The following is a 20,229-nucleotide window of genomic DNA, read 5'->3' as shown; positions in this document are numbered from 1 at the left end:
TTTCAATCCACGCACCCGTGAGGGTGCGACGGCGTGGGGAAATATCCATTAAGAGAGAACAGCGCAGAAGACTTTTTGCGCCAACCTCCCTCCATCACGATATTCCGCACGCCTTAAATTTTGTAATCGGATATGTCAAACTTCGTTTTCCAATGACTTACATCAATCACCGAACTTCCGGAGAATTCCTGTGAGCTTGGGGTTGGCGCAAACAGAACAGCAGATTTTCAACAAGTGTTGAGATCACTGTTTTCCGCCTGCCTGTACAACCTGCATCTCCTGAATGCTAGACATTCATTCATGCGCCGTCCAGCAACTTTTCTTTTCATTACAAGTTCCGGAAAACAGAAGGCCGTTCCGCCATGAACGGAACGGCCTTGTATATTTACAATATTTAATTCTGCTAAGGAACATATTACCGCACACGAGCAATGAGCCAGTGCAGCAGGTCCTTGACGGCGACGCGTTCCTGTTCCATGGAGTCGCGGTGGCGGATGGTCACCGTGTCTTTGAGGGAAGGATCGTTTTCTCCGAGGGTTTCGAAGTCCACCGTGATGCAGAAGGGGGTGCCCACTTCATCCTGGCGGCGGTAGCGGCGGCCAACGGCGCCCGTTTCATCGTAGAAGACGGTCATCCAGGGCTGGAGGGCCTTTTCAATTTCCCGGGCAATGCGTACCTGTTCCTCGTTTTTCTTGAGGAGCGGGAAGATAGCGGCCTTGATGGGCGCTATGCGGGGGACAAAGCGCAGCACCGTGCGCACGTCCTTTTTGCCCTTGTCGTCCACAAGCTCTTCTTCATCGTAGGCTTCACAGATGATGGCAAGCACGGTCCGGTCGCATCCGGCGGAGGGTTCCACGACATGGGGAATGAATTTTTCCCGCGTTTCTTCGTCGAAGTATTCCAGGGGACGGCCGGAACCTTTCTGGTGGCAGGTCAGGTCGTAGTCCGTGCGGTAGGCGATACCTTCCAGTTCCTGGATGCCGAACGGGAATTCGTATTCCAGGTCATAGGTTTTTTTGGAGTAGAAGGCGCGTTCGTCATCCGGCACGTCCAGAATGTGGATGTGTTCACGGGGAACCCCCACTTCGTCATAGAAACTGAGACGCTTTTCCAGCCATTCGTCCACCAGCCTCAGGCCGTCTTCCGGACGGCAGAAGTATTCGATTTCCATCTGCTCGAATTCACGGGAGCGGAAAGTGAAGTTGCGCGGATTGATTTCATTGCGGAAGGATTTGCCGATCTGGGCGATCCCGAACGGCAGTTTCACGCGGGAACTGTCCAAAATGTTTTTGTACTGGCAGAAGATGGACTGAGCCGTTTCCGGCCGCAGCCATCCGGTGGCGTTGGGATCGTTTTCATCGGAGGTGGCCCCGATGGTCGTCTTGAACATGAGGTTGAATTCGCGGGCTTCCGTCAGCAGGGAGCCGTTGGCGGGGTTGTACATGGTGGAGTCCGTGACGGGTTCCATACGCTCTCCTTTGAGTTCGATTTCCTTGTGGGATACGTCCTTGCCGGCCAGCTGCGCGTAGTACTGGGCCGCGGTTTTGCGGGCCTTGTCCGCCTGTTTTTCAGTTTCCACCAGCACGGAGTATTCCTTTTCCATGCTCCAGGAACCGTCCTTTTTCGCGGCTCCCGTGTAGAAGAATCCCATGCCGCTCTGGGCCGGCACCTGGTCGGCGCGCAGGCGTTCCTTGGTCAGCAGACAGTCGCACATCGGATCGGAGAAGCCGCCCACGTGGCCGGAGGCCACCAGCACGGAGTTGTGGGTCAGGATGGAGCCGTCCATGCCTACCACGTCGTCACGTTCCTGGACGGTTTTGCGCCACCAGTATTCCTTGAGGTTGCGCTTGAGCTCCACCCCCATGGGACCGTAGTCCCAGCAACCATTCAGACCGCCGTAGATTTCGGCTGCCTGGAAAATGAAACCTCGCCTTTTGCAAAGGCTTACAATTTTCTCCATTCGGGCGGGATCTGTATTGGTTCTGTCTGCCATGATTGAATATAGGTTGGGTTGGCTGTGCGGGGGTATTGATGACCTCAAACGGAGGGCAGTGAAAGCAAAAAGCGTGTCTTCTCAAGAATTCCAGGGGAGGGGAATGTTCCTGAGCAGCTGGGAGTCATAGCCCGCTTCCACGAGCGTGCGGAAGGCTTCCATCGCTTCCTGAGTTACGGGCTGTTCCGTGGAGAATCCCTGCCGCGGGTATTCCAGGATTCTCTGGAAGTCCCCCACCATGGCGGAGACAACCAGCTCCTGCGGCAGTTCCACGGTCAGATATTCCCGAAAAGTGACGGGAGGAGAACTGACCGCCACCCGCGCTTCCGGCCACTGGGCCTGGAGCGTGGCCAGCGTCCGCCGTTCCATGTAGGGCTTTTGCAGGGCGATGAGGCTGACGGGCTCCCCGATTCCCGCCCGTTTCAGCACTTCCCGAGAGAAGCGGACATTTTCCCCGGTGTTGGTGGATTTGTTTTCTATCAGGATGCAGTTTTCCGGAACACCCGCCTTGATGGCCGCCTCGGCAAAGAGTTCCGCCTCCGGGACGGCCCAGCCTCCCGTAAAGCGTCCCATGCCGCCGGAAAAAAGGACGACCGGGGCCAGATGCCGCTTATAGAGCTCCGCCGCATATTCCGCCACGCGTACGTCATTGCTGCCAAGCACGAAGATGAGATCAGCCGGGCGGAGCTCCTGCCCGACGTGATGGTAGTTCCACAAGATTTCCATGGCTTCATCCGGAGTCATCGCGCCTGTGTACTCAAGATTGGTGTCTCTGTAAATGCCGGATTTACCACAGTCCGCATTTGCCCCATTCCAGCGCGGCCCAGCCCAGCAGGGCATTGGCCACGGCGTGCATCACGATGACGGCGCACAGGTTTTTCTGCCAGACGGCGAGCAGATACGCCAGCGAACCGTAGATGAAGGCGCCGCAGTAGTCCACGGGCTGGTGCACGGCCATGAAGCAGAGCGTAGTGATCCAGTACGCTTTCCAGGAGTGCGTGCCGAACGGGACTTTCCACGGATGGTCGGGATTGACCAGGAAGCGCATGAGGTATCCGCGCCAGAAGAGTTCCTCCACCACGGCCACCACGATGACGGCGCGGAAGAACCGCAGTGCCAGAGCCGTCAGCCAGCTCCAGGATCCCGGAGCAAAGACTGCCGAAGGATCAAATCCCTCCGGCCGGGCGTCGATTCCCAGCAGATAACGGTACCAGGGCCATTCCGGATGGCCGAACCACGCATCGGGCCCGCCCGGCAGGCGATCCGCCGCCATGGTGGGGGCCAGCCAGCACAGGATGCCCAGCACGCCGAAGAGGATTCCCCACGCCGCAGGCTTTCCTTTCCAGTCCCAGTCCACGGATTTTCTCCACCAGAGGACCAGAATGAAGCAGACAACGGCCTGGAGCGGGTACAACCATTGCTCGGGAGCCCTTCTCCACCACGCGGCAGCCGGATGGTCCCATTCCAGGAAGGGGCCGCCGAATTGCCAAAGGAGGGTGAATCCCATGAATACCGCGAACGGCGCCACATACGCCTTCGTTTTCTGGTACTCCAGGTCGGAGTTCATGAGAAGACCGGGTCAGGAGAGTGTCTTGACGAAGCGCTCCATGCGGTTGCAGGCTTCCTTGATTTGATCGTAGGCCGTGGCATAGCAGCAGCGCAGGAAACCCTCCCCGCTTTCCCCGAAGGCGGTACCCGGCACAGCCGCCACTTGTTCCTCCATCAGGAGGCGCGTAGCGAATTCCTTGCTGCTGAGCCCGAATTTGGAGATGTCCGGGAAAACGTAGAAGGCACCGCCGGGCATATGACAGTCCATTCCTATTTCATTGAGGCGCTTCACCAGGTAGTCACGCCGCTGGCGGTAGCTTTCCCGCATCTTGAGCATGGCATTCGTGCCGTTTTCCAATGCCTCAATGGTCGCCTCCTGAGAGGTGATGGGCGCGCAGAGCATGGAGTACTGGTGGATTTTCATCATGGCGGAGATGAGGGGTTCTGGCCCGCAGGCGTAACCGAGGCGGAATCCCGTCATCGCAAAGGCTTTGGAGACGCCGTGCAGCAGCAGCGTGCGCTCCCTCATGCCCGGCAGGGCGGCGATGGAGACATGCGGCTTGCCGTCGTACCGCAGTTCGCTGTAGATTTCATCCGTCAGCACAATGAGGTCGTGCTTGATGCAGATGCGCGCGATTTCCTGGAGGGTTTCCACAGGAGCCACAGCCCCGGTCGGATTCGTGGGGAAGTTGAGCATCAGCACCTTGGTTCTGGGGGTGATGGCGGCTTCCAGCACGGCCGGATTGAGGGCAAAGAGGTCCTGCTTGCTCGTAGGCACGGCGGTAGCCACGCCGTAAGCCATCCTGACGCTGGGCGCGTAGGAGACGTAGCAGGGTTCGTGGTACAGTACTTCATCCCCCGGATTCAGGACGGCGCGGAGAGCCAGGTCAATGGCTTCACTGACGCCCACTGTCACCAGCACTTCGTTCAGCGGGTTGTAGTCCACATGGAAGAAACCGCGGACGTATTTGGCAATAGCCCGGCGCAGGGATTCCAGGCCGTAGTTGGAGGTGTAGGAGGTATGGCCTTTTTCCAGGGAGTAAATGGCGGCTTCCCGGATGTTCCACGGCGTGACAAAATCCGGTTCCCCGACGCCCAGGGAGATGATGTCCGACCTGCCCGTGACCAGGTCAAAGAATTCACGGATGCCGGAACGGGGTATGGAGCCTACCTGCTCCGCAATTTTATTCTGCCAGTTCATGATGTTTCCTTTCTTGACGGCAGAGGCTTACGGCGCAACGACGAGGCGCTCCGTCTGCGCGGGCGCTTCAAAGATGCAGCCGTTTTTCTTGTAGGTTCTCAGATGGAAGTGCGTGGAGGTGGAGAGCACCCCTTCCAGCGTGGAGAGTTTTTCCGCGACAAACCGGGCAATGTCCCGCATGCTTTTGCCTTCCACCAGGACGAGCAGGTCAAATCCTCCGCTAGCCAGATAGCAGGAGGACACTTCGTCAAAACGGGAGATGCGCATCGCCAGGCGGTCGAATCCGCCGTCGCGTTCCGGAGTCATCTTTACTTCGATGAACGCCGCCACCTTGTTGTCGTGTTCGTATTCCTCATTCACCACGGCCTGGTAGCCCACGATCAGCCCTTCCCGTTCCCATTGCTCGCGCTGGGCCCGCACGGCTTCCTCAGTCATGTCGAGACGTTCGGCCAATTCGCCATCGCTCAAGCGCGCTTGAGTCGCCAATAACTGTAAAAGAGATGCGGAGGACATAAATTTTCATACGTAAAAGACTCTTTTGGAACGGGTGTGTCAAGGATACATGTTCCGGAAGACTGACATTCTCCTTTCCCGGACCCTTTCATTCAAGCGCCTCATTTGAAGCCGGAACCATGCCTGTAAAAAGGAAACGCCATCGTTATCAACACAATAATAATCGTTTTAAACATTCGTTAGAATTAATTTCAGAGAATAGTTGCTCTAATCTACCTTTTGTGCCATAATAAAGTGCATAGACCTATAGCGTCCTTTTCCCGGGAACGCTGGACACCAATTTTTATATGACAGTCTGACATTATGAGCATGGCACTTAATCCTGACAGGGCTACCCTGAACTTTCTCAATGCCTTCCCGGAAGAAATCCGGCTGCGCGGTGAAAAGCTGCAAAAAGACGGAGCAGTTACACAAATTTTCGGCAATCATTTATATATTCAGGGCCGTGTGGAAGACACGCACGGCGTCCACCGGGTGAACCTCCGCCTTCAGGGGAACAGATGGTTCGGAGCATGTTCCACGGAAGACGAGGATCTGGCGGGCGCCGCCATGTACGCCACCATGCTGGAACGCATGTACCGCGGCCAGGACCTTCCGGAGTCCCCCAACGAGCTGAACGACGTTCCCCTGCTGGACATTCTGGAAGAGAAGCTGGGCCGGGAGCTGGACGACAAGGAGGCGGATTACGTAGGCAAGCTGGAGAAGCGCTACCGCCGTTTCGCCATTGAACAGGAAATCCATGACCACGACATGGTGCGCCTGAATCCCCGGTGGGAAATCACCACCTATGATCCTCTGGAGCTGTGGCCTGTGCCGCCCACGAACATTCTGGAGTTCTGGAATTACATCGCCTACGCCTTCAACAAGAGGCGCCTGCCCTATCCGGAGTTCATGGAGAGCATCACGGACCTGGAAAAGGTGCAGCACAAGATCCACGAGTGGGAACGCTCACGGGAGGTGGGCACCTGGTATGACCGCATCCAGTCCGTCAACGAACGGCCGCCCCAGCCTCCGCGCGGCGAGCTGTTCATGCGGCTCGTCTCCACTATCAACGAGGGTCACTTCGAGTACCGCCATTCCCTGAAGCAGGACTGGATTCCCGTCCGGGAAAAACAGGACCTGGAACATCTGGAAAACCTGCATGAACGCGCCGCCGTGCGCATGGACGCCCAGACGGAAATCCTGCTGGTGTCCCTGGCCGATTACGCCCATGAGGAAGACGCTCTGACGCTGGACCTGGACCAGGAGGCCGCCTGCGCCCTGATGAACAAGCTTTTCCACCAGCCCGCCCTAAAGGGGTACCTGGTGAACCTGGATGAGAATTATTTCAAGGTGGTGGACGAACCGCTCAAGTGGGTCTGCCAGGACGATCCCATCGAGCCGGACTGCTACGCGCTCCAGCTTGTCACTTCCTCCGGCATCAACGTTTCCCACTCCGTCAGGCAGCTTCCCGGCCAGCAGGAATTGTACCAGTCCGACGAAACCGTTTTCCCCGGCCCTCCCCGCTGGCTGGAGAGCACGGAAGTGGAACCCCGCTATTCCATCCCCAAGCAGGTCATCGACAGCCTGGAAGGCGTGGAATTCCTCCGCAAGATCGGAGCCACCCTGCCCCCCAGCATGGAGGACCGCGTGGTGGACATCGACCTGCGCGGCAGCTTTGACATGAAGATCGTGCGCGGCCTCACCTCCGCGGAAACGGAACACGTGCTGTGCGAAGTGACCGCCACGGACGCCTCCGGCTACCGCACGGAAAAACTCGGCAAGGACGGCTGGGAAGTGGCTCATCAGGAGCCCATGCGCAACAAGGCGCTCCTGCGCTTCATTCGCGAACACCTTTACCCCATCCCCGGCCTGCTGGAGGAGATGGGCTTTTCCTACGATCCCCAGGTGGGGGCTTTCAAGGCGCGCGTCACGCGCCAGTTCCCTGAAAAGTTTGCGGAATGGGCCAAGCACCTGCCCGAAGAACTGACCGTGAACATGGACGAGAAGCTCAAGACGCTGCTGGCGGACCCGGTGGCGGCGGCCGTTCGGTTCGAGGTAGTCAACCAGGAGATCGACTGGTTCGACCTCCGCATCGTCATCGACGTGGAGGGCGTCCAGCTTTCCAAGGAACAAATCCGCGCCTTGGTGGCTGCCAGAGGCGGCTACGTCCGCATGGACGACGGCGGCTGGATGCGCCTGGAAATCAAGCTGGACAACGACCAGCGCGACGCCGTTACCCGCCTGGGCCTGGACCCCTTCGACCTTTCCGGGGAAACCCACCGCATGCACGCCATGCAGCTCGCGGACCCCAAGGCCGCGGAAGTGTTCGACCCGAAGGCATGGAAACGCATCAAGGACCGTACCGCAGAAATCCAGATCGACGTCAAGCCGGACGTTCCCAGCCAGCTTCAGGCTACCCTGCGCCCCTACCAGATCGACGGTTTCCACTTCCTGGCCTACCTGGCCACGAACGGGTTCGGCGGCATTCTGGCGGACGACATGGGCTTGGGCAAGACCATCCAGTCCATTACCTACGTTCTGTGGCTGCGCGAGGAATACGCACGCAAGAACAAGTCCAGGAAAAAGCTCGCCGTGCCTCCGGTGCTCATCGTGTGCCCCAAATCCGTGCTGGACGTATGGGCGGGGGAAACGGAGAAATTCGCCCCCGGCGTGCGCGTTCTCGTCATCCGCAGCAAGGACCAGGCCAATCTGGAGGACATCAACAAGAATTACGACATGGTCGTGGTCAACTACGCCCAGCTCCGCGTCTGCGGAGAAACCCTGAACCAGATCAAATGGCTCACGGTCATTCTGGACGAAGGCCAGCAGATCAAGAACCCGGATTCCAAGGCCGCCAAGGCCGCGCGGGACATCGTTTCCTACAACCGCCTCGTCCTCTCCGGCACGCCCATTGAAAACCGCCTGCTGGACATGTGGTCCCTCATGGCTTTCGCCATGCCCGGCGTGCTCGGCTCCCGTTCCTACTTCAAGAAGAGGTTCGACAAGCGCAAGGACCCGCAGAGCCAGAACCGCCTGGCCGCCCGCCTGAAGCCTTTCCTGCTGCGCCGTACCAAGTCCCAGGTGGCAAAAGACCTGCCGCCCAGAACGGAAGAGGAAGTGTACGCCAAGATGGAAGGCATCCAGAGCCAGCTTTATAAGGCGGAACTGCGCCGCATTCAGCAGGCCCTGCTCGGCCTGGATTCGGACGAATCCGTGAAGAAGAACAGCTTTGCCATTCTTCAGGGCCTCATGCGCCTGCGCCAGATTTGCTGCCATCCCGGCTTGGTGGACCCGAAGTACGCCAAGGAGGACAGCGCCAAGATGACCGCCCTGTTCTACCTGCTGGACCAACTCCGGGAGGAAGGACACAAGGTACTCGTCTTCTCCCAGTTCGTTTCCATGCTGGAAATCATCAAGAACCGCCTGGAAGCGGAGAACCGTCCGCTCAACTACCTCACGGGACAGACCAAGGACCGCCGCGGAGAAATCGAAAAATTCCAGACGACCAAGGACCCGTCCGTCTTCCTTCTTTCCCTGAAAGCCGGGGGCGCCGGCCTCAACCTGACTTCCGCCTCCTACGTCATTCTGTACGATCCGTGGTGGAACCCGGCTGTGGAAAGCCAAGCCATCGACCGTACGCACCGCATCGGCCAGAAGAACAAGGTAATCGCCTACCGTCTTCTAACAAAGGATTCCGTGGAAGAGAAAATCCGCATCCTCCAGCACCAGAAGAACCAGCTGGTTGCCAACGTGCTTGGAGACGAAGGCTTCACGTCCAGCCTCGGCATTGACGACCTGAACTTCATCCTCAACCACGGGGACGACGAGGAAGGTTAAAGCCGTCCGGCACTGCCGAATGGCAGTGGTCCATGATGAAAGACCAAAAAAGGGGCAGGATTCCTATTCCTGCCCTTTTTTCATCATGGGTATCGGGCACTGTTTCAGCGGCATGGCCGCTGAAATGTCCATTCGCCAGGCAGCATCACCAAGTCAGGCTGACGGGGTCCGTATGGTAGAGCATGCCGCCTTCGTCCCGGACAAGAAGCGTGAGCTGGATGCGCGCGGGAAGGCGGAGCATCTGAAGGCCGTTGAAGGCGAAAATCTGCCCCTGGCACAGCAGGGGGCGGGAACCGAAGAGTTCATCCCCCTCAATGACCTGCGTGCCGTCCTGGTGGGAACGGACGGTCCATTTTTTGCCGATGATGCGCACGGCCCCGTCCCCCGTGTTGCGGATGCTCACATTGTAGGGCACGGGGATGCGCCCGTCGTCGCTCGCCATTTGCTGCAATTCCTGATCCTGGGAATACAGATTGCGCGGAGAAAGACGCACGTCCAGGCTCGTCAAGAGGGGAAGCACCATAAGGAACAGGGAGAGTTATGATTCCGCGGGCGCCAGCGCCGCCTTCATCAGCTCCAGCGTCGTCTTGCGCAGGGCTTCCACTCCCGCCTTCGTGGGCCTGGCTCCGGGTGCCAGCGTCATCTGCTCCTGCAATGTGGTCAGCAGTTCCATGATTTTGCCGATGTCCCGGCGCTCCTTCATTTCCGGCTCCACTCCGTCCAGAATGTAATGGAAGTATTCCGGCACGTCCGGCTGAAAAATGACTTTGGCCTTGTCTTCGGAGAATTTGTTGTCCAGGGCCGCCGTAGCGGCATCCAGCGCCCGAATCCAGCCGCCCAGGCCGATCAGGTTAGCCATGTCGGAATCACGCAGGGAGGCAAGCTCCTGCTCCACGTCGGACTGAATCAGGGCCAGGTTGTTCTTGAAGCTGCCCAAATCGCCGTCCTCCGCATTTTTCAGCAGGCTAGCGGCGTGGCGGTTCACCCGCTCTCCGGCCCCTATCGCCTTCGCGTAGTTGGAGAGGTCCAGCGCAATGGGCTTCACTTCGTTCATCTTGCCGCACTGCACGATGACAAAGCCGTCCGCCATCATTCCTCCCAGTTGAAGAGCCAGTGAGCAGCGGTCCATCGGCGGCCGTTCCGGACGCGGACGCAGGGCCGCGTTTTCCGGGATTTCCGGCAGTCCCTCCAGGTCTTCAAAAATCTTGCGGATGGACGGGGCGGTAAATTCGTTGATCCCCAATTCCTCATTCATGTGGGAGTCGTCCAGGAGGCGCTCCGGAATGGCCGGCTGGGACTGCCTGTCAGGCTGCGGAAGCTGGATGTCCAGCACGGCACCGTCCCTGTCAGGCGCTTCTTCCCCGGGATCGGCAAATGCCATTCCCCCCGTCACGGATACGGCCGCGGCCAGCAGATAAAATCTCTTCATAACAATATTCAAAAAGGTTAGGCAAAACTGAATATGTCTTGACTCTCGGCTTATGGTGTCTTATACGGGCGTCGCGTCAAGGAAATCCCTTGCGTCTGACGCAAAAAGGATATTGAACAACCCATCCGCCCTGCATGAACTACAATTTTATCTGGCTCTTGTGCTATCTTCTGGTCCTCGTAGGCCTCGCCGGCTACGGTTTTCACCGCCTCACCATCGTTTACCTTTACTGGAAGAACCGCAACAACAAGCCGCAGCCCAAATCCCGCTTCCGGGAGCTTCCCGTGGTCACGGTCCAGCTTCCCATGTTCAATGAAAAGTTCGTCGTCGACCGCCTGCTGGAATCCGTCGCCGCCCTGGATTACCCCAAGGACAAGCTGGAAATCCAGATTCTGGACGATTCCACGGACGATACGACGGAACAGTGCTACCGGAAGGTGGAGGAATTGAAGTCCCGCGGCTTTGACGCCGTCTGCATCCACCGCACGGACCGCACCGGCTTCAAGGCCGGAGCGCTGGAAGCGGCCACCAAGGTGGCCAAGGGGGAATTCCTGCTGATCCTGGACGCCGATTTCGTCCCGGAACCCGACCTTCTGCAGAAGACCATTCATTATTTCACGGATGAGGGCGTCGGCCTCGTCCAGACCCGCTGGGGCCATATCAACCGGGAATACAACCTTCTTACCCGCGTTCAGGGCATGTACCTGGACGGCCACTTTGCCATGGAACAGACGGCCCGCAACCGTTCCGGACGCTTTTTCACGTTCAACGGCACTGCCGGCATCTGGCGCAAATGCGTGATCGGCGACGCAGGCGGATGGTCCCACGATACGCTGACGGAGGACATGGACCTTTCCTACCGCGTCCAGCTCAAGGGATGGCGCTTCATTTACCTGAACGACGTGGTAACCCCCGCGGAACTTCCCGTGGACATGGACGGATTCAAGTCCCAGCAGCACCGCTGGACAAAGGGCTCCATCCAGGTCTGCCAGAAGATACTGCTGGACATCTGGCGTTCCAAGGCTCCGCTGAAAGCCAAGGTGGAGGCCACCACCCACCTTACCTGCAATTATTCCTACCTTCTTCTGGCCCTGCTCTGCTTTCTGGTGTACCCCATCTGCACGCAGCGCATCCCGGAAAATGAAACGGTGGTCATGTGGTTCGTGAACGTGGCCCTGTTCTTCCTGACCAGCGTGGCCGTCTGCATCTTTTACATGAGCGCCCAGATCGTGGTGCGTCCCAAGTCCTGGTGGAAGGAACTTCCCTACCTGCCTCTTCTGCTCACCCTGAGCGTGGGCATGGCGGTCAACAACGCCAAGGCCGTTCTGGAAGCCATCTTCGGCCACCAGTCCGCCTTTGTCCGCACGCCCAAGTACGGCGTGGAACAGAAGGAAAACAGGCAGCATGTCTCCCAGCTCAAGCGCAACGGGTACAAGGCGATCAAATCCGTCGTCATTCCCGTGCTTGAAATCGCCTGCGGCACCTTCTTCCTGAACCTGATCATCCTGATGATCCGCCAGGGCCACTATATTTCCCCCATCCTGATGATTCCCTTCCTGGGATTCTACTACACCGGGTTCTGCTCCCTGGGCCGCATGATTTCCAATCTGATGCCCGCCCGGCAAACCGCCAAAGCCAAGAACTAGCCGCCTCCCATGCCTGCGCCTCTCTCGCAAGCACGCCTGATTCAACTGACCGCCGCCGCTGTTGCGGTGCTCGGCACCCTCGTTTCCTGCACCGGCAGGGACTACCAGCCTACCGCCATCGTCAAGGACGGCGTAGTCGTCAGCGTCCGGGACCAGAAAATGGCCGTTATGCGCGGCGGCAAAGTCGTAAAGACCTACCCGGTCAGCACCTCCAAATTCGGTCTCGGCGACAGCAAGGGAAGCTGCCGCACTCCGCTGGGCGCGCACCGGATTGCCGCCAAGATAGGGACAAACCAGCCCAAGGGCATGGTGTTTAAAAGCCGGAAGCCCACCGGGGAATGCGTGGCGCCGAATTCTCCGGGCCGCGACCCCATCGTCACGCGCATCATGTGGCTGAAGGGCGTGGAATCCCGCAACCGGAACGCCTATTCACGCCTGATCTATATCCACGGAACGGCTGAGGAACGCACCATCGGCACCCCCGCCTCCTACGGTTGCATCCGCATGAAGAGCGACGACGTGTACGAAGCTTTCAACCTGGTCAACACCGGAGACCCCGTGGTGATTGAACGCTGCTCCATCAGCGCCTCCCTGAAAGCGCTGGAAGAGGCGGAAAGAATGCAGAACACCCCCCTTCTGGTCATGGCCCCCGCCCCGGCAGCCGCAGAGCTCCACAATACGGCTTCCCTGGTTTCCCACCGCCACCGGTCTTCCCGCCCCCCTGCCGTGGCCCTGACGCACAAGCAGACCACCGCCAAAAAGAAGGCCGCCTCCCGGACTCAAACCGTACAGTCCCGCAAGGCGAAAAGCGGCAAGTCCGCGTCCCGCCCCTCCAAAACATCGCGGTCCCGCCGCAGCTGATTTTTCTCCGCCCGGCTTCCTTCCCCTCCCGGCATGCCTGACACGGCTGTTTGAACGCGCGGTTGCGCGCCTTCGTCACATTTGTTAACATGCGCATATGGAGATGATGGAACACGAAGATATCAGCAACGCTAATCTGGCCGGGCATCTGCTGGTGGCCGCTCCCTACCTGGAAGGCGGTGGATTCCACCATTCCGTCATTTTCCTGAGCCGGGTGGAGGAGGAATTCGTCATCGGCTACATTCTGAACCATCCGGCCAACATGACCGTAGGGGACGTAGCCCCAAGCACGGACATCCCCGCGTCCCTTTATTCCGTCCCCATCTTCAAGGGCGGTCCGGTGGAGCGCAACCAGCTCATTTTCGCCGCCTTTTCCCGCACGGAGGAGAAATTGCGCGTCCAGTTCCACCTTCAGGAGGAACAGGCGCTGGAATACGCGGAAGACCCCCATGTCATGCTGCGCGCCTATGTGGGGCACAGCGGATGGACGCTGCCCCAGCTGCGCAGGGAGCTGAACGACCGCGCGTGGTACGTCTCCCCCATGGTTCCGGACCTTTGCCTGGAGCCGGATTATTCCAAGGTATGGGCCATGGCCATGCGCCGCCTGTCCCCGCTGCACCAGATCATGAGCCACGCGCCCGCACAGCCTTCCCTGAACTGATATCACCCGTCATGAGCATCCAACAAAACCTGGAACACATCATTTCCCGCATCCGCGCCGCGGAAGCACGCGCCGGACGCCCGGAAGGGTCCGCCCGCCTGGTAGCCGTCAGCAAAACGTTTCCGGCCTGCGACGTCCTGGCCTGCTACGATGCGGGACAGCGCGTCTTCGGAGAAAACAGGGTTCAGGAAGCCCTGGAAAAGATTCCCGCCCTGCCGCCGGACACGGAATGGCACCTCATCGGCCCCCTCCAGCGCAACAAGGTGCGCAAGGCCCTCGAACATTTCACGCTGATCCATGCCGTGGATTCCCTGCGCCTGGCCCAGTTCCTGGACACGGTAGCGCAGGAGACGGGCAAACGCCCCCGCATCCTGCTGGAAGTCAACGTCGGGGCGGAAGACAGCAAATTCGGGTTCTCCCCGGAGCTTCTGGAACGGGATTGGGAAGAACTGGCTCGGCTCGGCCATATCGAGATCGCCGGCCTGATGTGCATTCCCCCTCCCGTGGATGATCCGGAGGAGGCGCGCCCCTATTTCCGCCGCCTGCGGGAGCTGAGGGATTCCCTGGCCGCCAGAAGCGGAATGCCGCTTCCGGAGCTGTCCATGGGCATGAGCCACGACTTTGAAACCGCCGTGGAGGAGGGAGCCACCCTCGTCCGCGTGGGCACGGCCATTTTCGGAGGCAGGGCGTATGCCCCGGCGCCGTCATTTTAATTGGACAGAAGGAATTGCGGCGTGTAGGGTTGCTGAAGAGGAAGGGAAAGGACGGTTTTTTGATTTCATAGCCCATGCTGACAGGAGGGAAAAATGTGATTCCGCATGCGGTGCGGGACGTAGCGGATGCCGCCGCGGCATTTTCCGCGCGCATTGGTCCGGACAGACATTTCGATTCCCAGAAGGATGTGGAGGAAGCGCTGGAGGAATGCTGCACTCCGCAGAACGTCACCGTCATCGGCCTGACGGGGTCCGGCAAGTCCTCCACGCTGGACGCCCTGGCGGGGGAACATTTCTGCTCCCGCATTTCCAGCGAAGCCACCCTGATACGCTGGCAATACAAGCCCAACCCCGCCCCGCACACCCATGAATGGGTGGAGGACCGCTTCTACCCGTCGGATTCCCTGCTGAACCTGGAGTTTTGGGACACCATCGGCCTGGAACAGCCTGCCGCCCCCCAGCGGCTGAAGCACATCGTCCCCAAGTCGGACGCCGTGCTGGTCGTCATTTCCGCCAAAGACGGCAATGAACCCGCCATCTGGGAGTATTTGAAAACGCTGGAGGAACGGCTCCATTCCCGCATGGTGCTGGTCATCACCCACGCGGAGCTTCTGCCTTTTGAACAGCTTCAGGCACTGAAGGAGGAGATGCGCTCCGTCTCCCGGGAACATCTGGGCGTCCAGCTTCCCCTGTACCCCATCACTCCCGCCGGGGAGCGCGCGGGCGAGGGAGTGGAAGCCCTGAGAACCTGCGTGCAGGAGGTTCTGAAACGGAGCCCCCTGACGGACAGGCGCGTGGAACGCCTGCTGCTGGCCACGGACCGCCTGCTGGAGGAACAGGGGAAGGTGCTCAATGAACTGCACCGCCTTTCCAAGCTGGATTCCGGCTTCCTGACTTCCATCGACCGGGAAATCGACCGCATCCAGCTTCAAATGGAGGAGGAAATGCCCGCAAGGCTGAAGGCATACGCGCAATACGTCCAGGATTGCGTGCCGCGGCTGGGCAAAAAGTCCGCACGGCAGTTGGGACGCTTCCTTTCCATCAGAAGGACGATGATCCTGCACAAGCTTCCTCCCGTCATCGACGAATGGTTTTATGAACTGGTCAAGTCGGGCATCGAAGAACGGCACGCCTACTACAACAAGGAGTTTCTCAACATCTGCCAGACACACTGGAACCACGTGCGTCCGCGCGTCAGGGAGCAGTGGGATTGCGACATCGGGGAATTCCCGGCAGCCCGGCTCCAGGCGGACCTGGAGGTGTACAAGGAACGGCTGGGACGCTCCGTGTACATGCCGCTGAAGGATTTCGGCATCAAGCCGTGCCTCAGCAAGCTGTTCCTGGACCAGGAAGACGTGATGCGGACGGAACTCAAGCTGATGCTCGTCATGGTCATTCTGGGCGCGCTGCTGGGCAGCTTCGGGGAACACGGGGCGGGATTCGCCTGCCTGGGCGTGGCTCTGGTCCTGTGGCTGGGGAGCAATCTGGGACTGGCCTGGATGCAGTACCGGCTGTCCAAGCAGATCGTCTCCGCAGCGTCTGAAATGAGCATTGCGATTGACTGCGGCCTGCGCACTCCCCTTTATGAAGCCATGATCAGCGGCCTTTCAGATTACCGCAAGCTGTACGCGGATATCCGCGGCCAGGTGGCCGGAGGCGTGGAGCACCTGACGCCCCTGCTCAATGCACGCTATGACCTGTTCTACAAGCTGACCGTGCAGAAGCACCGGTTCCGCATTTAACCCTCCTACTTTTCCGGGCGCCCTGCCCGCTCCGGGGAACATTCCGTTTCCCCTTCCATTCGCGCTTCCACAAACGGGCTTTTGCGGAATATTGCGGAATACGCAACTATGCGCATTACTCCATGCCGGGGGTGACGACCATGTCCGCCTTTTTATCGTGCGGTTCCACAGGCAGGTCGTCCAGAAGCTGGCAGGGGAAGCAGACGCCGGCCAGCGGAACGCCGCGCGCCGGACCGGCCAGCAGGGTATCGTAAAATCCCCCTCCGTAGCCCAGCCTTCTTCCGTCCCGCGTGAAGGCGGCTCCCGGCAGAACAATCAGGTCCAGTTCCCCTGCGTGCAGTTCCGGACATGCCGGACCGGGTTCCCGGATGTCCCAGCTGCCCGTGACAAATTCGCCGCCATGGCACACGCGGTGAAAACTCAACCGGCGCCCTTCATGCACCAGAGGAAAATACCATTCCCGTTCCGGCATCATGTCCAGCAGGGGCAGCAGGTCCACCTCCCCCAGCCTGGCGGCAAAGACGGCCACGCGCCGATAGTCTTTTTCCCGTGCCAGGGCCGCCAATTTCCGGCAGATGTCCAGGGACATGGCCTGCCGGGCGGCGGCGTCCAGTTCCGCAATCCTCCCGCGGATCATGCGGCGCAGTTCCCGCTTGGCGGCCGGCAGTCCTCCTATTGTTCCGGATTGGGGTGCTTCGCTTTCCATTCCAGCAGGCTTTTAAGAAATACGCTTTCCAGTGAATTGCGGGGGTGCCCGTCCTCCAGCCACACGGCGCGCCCGTCTTCCCGCACCATTTTTTTCAATTCCTCCAGAAGGCCGGGGGAGGCGTGTTCCAGCAGGATTTCCTGCTTGTCGGAGTCCCTCGTCAGTTCGTTCATGGAGCCTTCCGCAATGAGAAGGCCCTTGAAGATGATGCCCACCCGGTCGCACACTTCCTGAACCTGCTCCAGAAGGTGGGAGCACAGGAACACGGTCATGCCGCGGTTCTTGAGGTTTTCAATGATGTTCCGGATATCCCGGGAACCGAGGGGGTCCACCCCGGCGGTCGGTTCGTCCAGCACCACCAAGCGGGGGGACTGCACCAGGGCCTGGGCCATGCCGATGCGCTGGAGCATTCCCTTGGAATAACCGCCCAGACGGCGGTCCGCGGCGTCCGACAGCCCCACCAGGTCCAGCAGTTCCCTTACTTTTTCCTTCAGGCTTCTGCCGCTGAGTCCGCACAGCTTTCCGTAAAAGGCCACAGTTTCCGCCCCGGTCAGGAATTTGTAGAAGTACGGGTTTTCCGGCAGAAAGCCCACTTCCTCCCTGCTGTCCGGGGACAGGCTGGATTTGCCGAAGATGGAGCAGGAGCCCCGCGTGGGCCTCACCAGCCCCAGCAGGGCCTTCATCAGCGTGGATTTGCCGGATCCGTTGGGACCGATCAGGCCGTACACCTCCCCCTGCCGGATGCTCATGTCCACCCCGCGCACGGCGTGCACCACGGGCTTGCCCAAACCGGTCTTGAAGGTCTTGTGCAGGTCGACTATTTCAGCGGCGGCAGGCTGGTCCATAGGAGGAGGGGGATTACCGTTTGATCTGCCCCAGGCGGCGCAGGAGTATCTGGCTCATTTCTATTCCCTTGGTGAACAGTTCCACGGAGAAGTTCTCATTGGGGGAATGGATGCGCGCGTCCGGGAGGCACATGCCCAGCATCAGGGCATCCGCTCCCAGCACGTTTTTCATTTCCTCAATGATCGGGATGCTGCCGCCTTCGCGTACCAGTACCGGCTTGCGCCCGAAGGCTTCCTCCAGGGCCTGCTGCGCGGCGAGGCCGAATTCGGAGTTGGGATCGCAGACATAGGCCCTGCCGCTGTGCTCCCGCTTGAATTCCACGGACACTCCCCTGGGCGTATGCGTTTTCACATGCTCTTCCAGCAGGGATTCGATCCGTTCCGGGTCCTGTCCCGGCACCAGGCGGCAGGATATTTTGGCAAAGGCGCGGCTGGGAATAATCGTCTTGCTGCCCTCTCCCTGGTAGCCGCCGCCGATGCCGTTGAGCTCCAGCGTGGGGCGCGCGTAAATGCATTCCGCCCCGGTGAATCCGGCTTCCGTCACCACGGTATCCACTCCCGTCAGCTTCGCCAGTTCTTCATTGCTCATGCCGGGCACCGTGGCCCACATGCTGCGTTCCCAGGTGGCAATGGGTTCCACGCCGTCATAAAATCCTCTCACGGCCACGCGGCCTTCCGAATCATGGAAGGAAGCGATGATTTCCGCCAGAGCGGTGACGGGGTTGGCTACCGCCCCGCCGAATACGCCGGAATGCAGGTCGGCGGACGGTCCCTTCACGATGATTTCCGCGCCCGCCAGGCCGCGCAGGCCGTAGGAAAAGGTGGGGGTGTCCGGAGCGGCCATGCCGGTATCGGAGACAACGATGACGTCGCAGGCCAGTTCATCCCTGTGTTCCTTCAGGAAGAGGGAAAGACTGCCGCTGCCGACTTCCTCCTCCCCTTCCAGCAGGAAGATCACGTTCACGGGCAGATGGCCGCCGTTCTGGCGCTGGAGTTCCTCCACGCCCAGAATGTGGGCGAACAGCTGGCCCTTGTTGTCCGTGGCTCCGCGGGCGTAAATTTTGCCGTCGCGCACTTCCGGTTCAAAGGGGTCGGATTCCCACAGCTCCACCGGGTCCACGGGCTGCACGTCGTAGTGGCCGTAAATCAGCACGGTCGGCCTGCCTTCCTCCCGGGGGCTGCGCCCCACCACGACGGGATGCCGGTGCGTCTTGTGCGCTACGGCTTCAAATCCCATGCCGGAGAGCTTGTCCACCAGCCAGTCCGCGCAGTCGCTCACGTCCCGGGCATGCTCCTTCTGCGCGGAGATGCTGGGAAACCTTAACAACGTAGCCAATTGATCCAGTCTGTTCATGGCACCATGAGACCATGCCTGGGCCCTCAAATCAACAGGTAAAGTGTGGCATTCCCTTCCGGAACGGGGCTTTTTTCAAAAAAATAGGCCATCGGGGCGGTCCGGGAATATATTTGATTGCCCTGGAGCTTCGTTTGTCCCTTTAATAAGCCTATGTTCAGTAAATCCAAAGTGAAAAAAGTGGATTTCGTCACCCTGTCCAAATTTTACGGCAAATACAAGGAAGCCCTCCAGCTTGAGCTGATCAACAGCCCGGCGGGCCTCACCCGCCACATTTGCGAACCGGCGCTCAACCGTCCCGGCCTGGCCATTGCCGGGTTTTACTCCTACTTCGCCAACAAGCGCATCCAGGTATTCGGCTCCGCGGAGCTGGCCTACCTCCAGAAATTGCCGGAAGGCATGCGCAAATCCCGCATCCAGCGCATGTTCCGGTGCGAGGTGCCGGGCATCGTCTTTTCCCGGGACCAGGACCCTCCCCAGGAGATCGTGGAACTGGCTGACGAGGCCGGGGTCTGCGTTTTCCGCACCAGCCTGGTCACCATGAAGTTCGTCAACTCCGCCACCATCATTCTGGAAAACGAATTTGCGGAAAGCATGACCCTGCACGGCTGCATGGTGGACGTGCGCGGCGTGGGGGTGCTGATACGCGGCAAGAGCGGCGTGGGTAAGAGTGAAACGGCCCTGGGCCTGATCGAACGCGGGGCGGCCCTCGTGGCGGACGACATGGTTTACGTGCGCAACGTGGGCGGGGAACTGGTGGCAAGTGCGCCGGAGATGAGCCGCGGCTTCATGGAGGTGCGCGGCCTGGGCATCGTCAACATCACCACCCTGTTCGGGCTGAAGTCCCTGCGCCACAACAAGCGGCTGGACCTCATCGTCACGCTCATTCCAGCCAGGGACCAGGAACAGCTGGACAGGCTGGGCCTGGAGAGGGAAGGCCTTGATGTTCTGGGGGAAAAGGTGTTGCATGTCCAGCTTTCCGTGGCCCCCGGCAGGGACATCGCCCGCCTGGTGGAAGTGGCCGCCATGGACTACCATCTCAAGGACATGGGCATCGACATGGCCGGGGAGTTCAACCGCCGCCTCATGTCAAACTTCCAGGCCCCGGAAAGCGGCGACTGACAAAAAACTCTTGGAAAAAAGCTCTTATTAGTGTACTTACCGTTTTAGCAACCGCTTCACCCCTTACTTCTATTTC

Annotated in this window: 17 protein-coding genes; 7 read left to right on the top strand and 10 right to left on the bottom strand. The window is 59.6% G+C overall.

The window, feature by feature from the left end; genetic code table 11:
- Window positions 1-415: 415 nt before the first annotated feature.
- The 5 genes from HMPREF3039_RS10860 to HMPREF3039_RS10840 form a co-directional block, all read right to left on the bottom strand.
- Entirely contained in the window at window positions 416-1,960 is a 1,545-nt protein-coding gene (locus tag HMPREF3039_RS10860; protein ID WP_231863921.1) for a glycine--tRNA ligase, read from the bottom strand.
- A 114-nt stretch (window positions 1,961-2,074) separates the two neighbouring features.
- Window positions 2,075-2,719, bottom strand: a complete 645-nt coding sequence (locus tag HMPREF3039_RS10855; protein ID WP_197483342.1) for a YdcF family protein — start codon at window positions 2,717-2,719, stop codon at window positions 2,075-2,077.
- A gap of 61 nt (window positions 2,720-2,780) precedes the next feature.
- Window positions 2,781-3,560: a CPBP family glutamic-type intramembrane protease gene (locus HMPREF3039_RS10850; protein ID WP_067573006.1), complete on the bottom strand. Its 780-nt coding sequence runs from the start codon at window positions 3,558-3,560 to the stop codon at window positions 2,781-2,783.
- Window positions 3,561-3,572: 12 nt separating this feature from the next.
- Window positions 3,573-4,742 carry an aminotransferase class I/II-fold pyridoxal phosphate-dependent enzyme gene (locus tag HMPREF3039_RS10845; protein ID WP_147550154.1) on the bottom strand — a complete coding sequence of 390 codons (1,170 nt, stop codon included), beginning with the start codon at window positions 4,740-4,742 and terminating at the stop codon, window positions 3,573-3,575.
- A 27-nt stretch (window positions 4,743-4,769) separates the two neighbouring features.
- Entirely contained in the window at window positions 4,770-5,255 is a 486-nt protein-coding gene (locus tag HMPREF3039_RS10840) for an Lrp/AsnC family transcriptional regulator (RefSeq protein ID WP_067573001.1), read from the bottom strand.
- Between the two features lie 309 nt (window positions 5,256-5,564).
- On the opposite strand from HMPREF3039_RS10840, the gene HMPREF3039_RS10835 reads away from it, so the two are divergent.
- Window positions 5,565-9,074, top strand: a complete 3,510-nt coding sequence (locus HMPREF3039_RS10835; RefSeq protein WP_231863919.1) for a DEAD/DEAH box helicase — start codon at window positions 5,565-5,567, stop codon at window positions 9,072-9,074.
- 145 nt (window positions 9,075-9,219) lie between these two features.
- Here HMPREF3039_RS10835 and HMPREF3039_RS10830 read toward each other — a convergent pair whose 3' ends face one another.
- Window positions 9,220-9,597, bottom strand: a complete 378-nt coding sequence (locus tag HMPREF3039_RS10830) for an ApaG domain-containing protein (RefSeq protein WP_067572997.1) — start codon at window positions 9,595-9,597, stop codon at window positions 9,220-9,222.
- A 15-nt stretch (window positions 9,598-9,612) separates the two neighbouring features.
- Window positions 9,613-10,503, bottom strand: coding sequence for a hypothetical protein (locus tag HMPREF3039_RS10825; RefSeq protein WP_067572995.1), 891 nt, complete (start codon window positions 10,501-10,503; stop codon window positions 9,613-9,615).
- Window positions 10,504-10,637: 134 nt separating this feature from the next.
- Between HMPREF3039_RS10825 and HMPREF3039_RS10820 the strand changes: the two genes are divergently transcribed.
- The 5 genes from HMPREF3039_RS10820 to HMPREF3039_RS10800 all read left to right on the top strand — a co-directional run bounded on the left by HMPREF3039_RS10820 (window position 10,638) and on the right by HMPREF3039_RS10800 (window position 16,126).
- Window positions 10,638-12,149: a cellulose synthase family protein gene (locus HMPREF3039_RS10820; RefSeq protein ID WP_067572993.1), complete on the top strand. Its 1,512-nt coding sequence runs from the start codon at window positions 10,638-10,640 to the stop codon at window positions 12,147-12,149.
- A gap of 9 nt (window positions 12,150-12,158) precedes the next feature.
- Entirely contained in the window at window positions 12,159-13,010 is an 852-nt protein-coding gene (locus HMPREF3039_RS13385; protein ID WP_082770257.1) for a L,D-transpeptidase, read from the top strand.
- 103 nt (window positions 13,011-13,113) lie between these two features.
- The gene (locus HMPREF3039_RS10810) at window positions 13,114-13,671 is read left to right on the top strand and encodes a YqgE/AlgH family protein (protein WP_161981253.1); all 558 of its coding nucleotides are present in this window, start codon (window positions 13,114-13,116) and stop codon (window positions 13,669-13,671) included.
- 11 nt (window positions 13,672-13,682) lie between these two features.
- A complete protein-coding gene (locus HMPREF3039_RS10805) occupies window positions 13,683-14,384 on the top strand; it encodes a YggS family pyridoxal phosphate-dependent enzyme (RefSeq protein ID WP_067572987.1) in 702 nt (233 codons plus the stop codon).
- Window positions 14,385-14,479: 95 nt separating this feature from the next.
- The gene (locus HMPREF3039_RS10800; RefSeq protein WP_147550157.1) at window positions 14,480-16,126 is read left to right on the top strand and encodes a GTPase family protein; all 1,647 of its coding nucleotides are present in this window, start codon (window positions 14,480-14,482) and stop codon (window positions 16,124-16,126) included.
- A 115-nt stretch (window positions 16,127-16,241) separates the two neighbouring features.
- Here the strand turns inward: HMPREF3039_RS10800 and HMPREF3039_RS10795 are convergent, their stop codons facing one another.
- The 3 genes from HMPREF3039_RS10795 to HMPREF3039_RS10785 are packed head-to-tail and all read right to left on the bottom strand — an operon-like array spanning window position 16,242 to window position 19,031.
- Complete coding sequence (locus HMPREF3039_RS10795) at window positions 16,242-16,832, bottom strand: 5-formyltetrahydrofolate cyclo-ligase (protein WP_067572983.1); 591 nt, start codon at window positions 16,830-16,832, stop codon at window positions 16,242-16,244.
- Entirely contained in the window at window positions 16,799-17,677 is an 879-nt protein-coding gene (locus HMPREF3039_RS10790) for an ABC transporter ATP-binding protein (RefSeq protein WP_067572980.1), read from the bottom strand. Before HMPREF3039_RS10790 ends, HMPREF3039_RS10795 begins: the two co-directional genes overlap by 34 nt.
- Window positions 17,678-17,690: 13 nt before the next feature.
- Window positions 17,691-19,031: a dipeptidase gene (locus HMPREF3039_RS10785; protein WP_067572978.1), complete on the bottom strand. Its 1,341-nt coding sequence runs from the start codon at window positions 19,029-19,031 to the stop codon at window positions 17,691-17,693.
- Window positions 19,032-19,184: 153 nt separating this feature from the next.
- On the opposite strand from HMPREF3039_RS10785, the gene hprK reads away from it, so the two are divergent.
- Window positions 19,185-20,153, top strand: coding sequence for an HPr(Ser) kinase/phosphatase (gene hprK, locus HMPREF3039_RS10780; RefSeq protein ID WP_067572977.1), 969 nt, complete (start codon window positions 19,185-19,187; stop codon window positions 20,151-20,153).
- Window positions 20,154-20,229 lie beyond the last annotated feature (76 nt).

It is taken from the genome of Akkermansia sp. KLE1798 (assembly GCF_001580195.1).
GTDB lineage: Bacteria > Verrucomicrobiota > Verrucomicrobiia > Verrucomicrobiales > Akkermansiaceae > Akkermansia > Akkermansia biwaensis.
The sequence above is the reverse complement of the archived record's forward strand: the minus strand, read 5'-3'. Positions and strand labels throughout refer to the sequence as shown.

Bases quoted from the DNA above. Each gene is read 5' to 3' on its own strand.
- HMPREF3039_RS13385 (WP_082770257.1), top strand. From the start codon at position 12,159: ATGCCTGCGCCTCTCTCGCAAGCACGCCTGATTCAACTGACCGCCGCC.
- HMPREF3039_RS10830 (WP_067572997.1), bottom strand. From the start codon at position 9,597: ATGGTGCTTCCCCTCTTGACGAGCCTGGACGTGCGTCTTTCTCCGCGC.
- HMPREF3039_RS10805 (WP_067572987.1), top strand. From the start codon at position 13,683: ATGAGCATCCAACAAAACCTGGAACACATCATTTCCCGCATCCGCGCC.
- HMPREF3039_RS10795 (WP_067572983.1), bottom strand. From the start codon at position 16,832: ATGGAAAGCGAAGCACCCCAATCCGGAACAATAGGAGGACTGCCGGCC.
- HMPREF3039_RS10850 (WP_067573006.1), bottom strand. From the start codon at position 3,560: ATGAACTCCGACCTGGAGTACCAGAAAACGAAGGCGTATGTGGCGCCG.
- HMPREF3039_RS10810 (WP_161981253.1), top strand. From the start codon at position 13,114: ATGATGGAACACGAAGATATCAGCAACGCTAATCTGGCCGGGCATCTG.
- HMPREF3039_RS10790 (WP_067572980.1), bottom strand. From the start codon at position 17,677: ATGGACCAGCCTGCCGCCGCTGAAATAGTCGACCTGCACAAGACCTTC.
- HMPREF3039_RS10855 (WP_197483342.1), bottom strand. From the start codon at position 2,719: ATGGAAATCTTGTGGAACTACCATCACGTCGGGCAGGAGCTCCGCCCG.
- HMPREF3039_RS10785 (WP_067572978.1), bottom strand. From the start codon at position 19,031: ATGAACAGACTGGATCAATTGGCTACGTTGTTAAGGTTTCCCAGCATC.
- HMPREF3039_RS10835 (WP_231863919.1), top strand. From the start codon at position 5,565: ATGGCACTTAATCCTGACAGGGCTACCCTGAACTTTCTCAATGCCTTC.
- HMPREF3039_RS10825 (WP_067572995.1), bottom strand. From the start codon at position 10,503: ATGAAGAGATTTTATCTGCTGGCCGCGGCCGTATCCGTGACGGGGGGA.
- HMPREF3039_RS10820 (WP_067572993.1), top strand. From the start codon at position 10,638: ATGAACTACAATTTTATCTGGCTCTTGTGCTATCTTCTGGTCCTCGTA.
- hprK (WP_067572977.1), top strand. From the start codon at position 19,185: ATGTTCAGTAAATCCAAAGTGAAAAAAGTGGATTTCGTCACCCTGTCC.
- HMPREF3039_RS10845 (WP_147550154.1), bottom strand. From the start codon at position 4,742: ATGAACTGGCAGAATAAAATTGCGGAGCAGGTAGGCTCCATACCCCGT.
- HMPREF3039_RS10860 (WP_231863921.1), bottom strand. From the start codon at position 1,960: ATGGAGAAAATTGTAAGCCTTTGCAAAAGGCGAGGTTTCATTTTCCAG.
- HMPREF3039_RS10840 (WP_067573001.1), bottom strand. From the start codon at position 5,255: ATGTCCTCCGCATCTCTTTTACAGTTATTGGCGACTCAAGCGCGCTTG.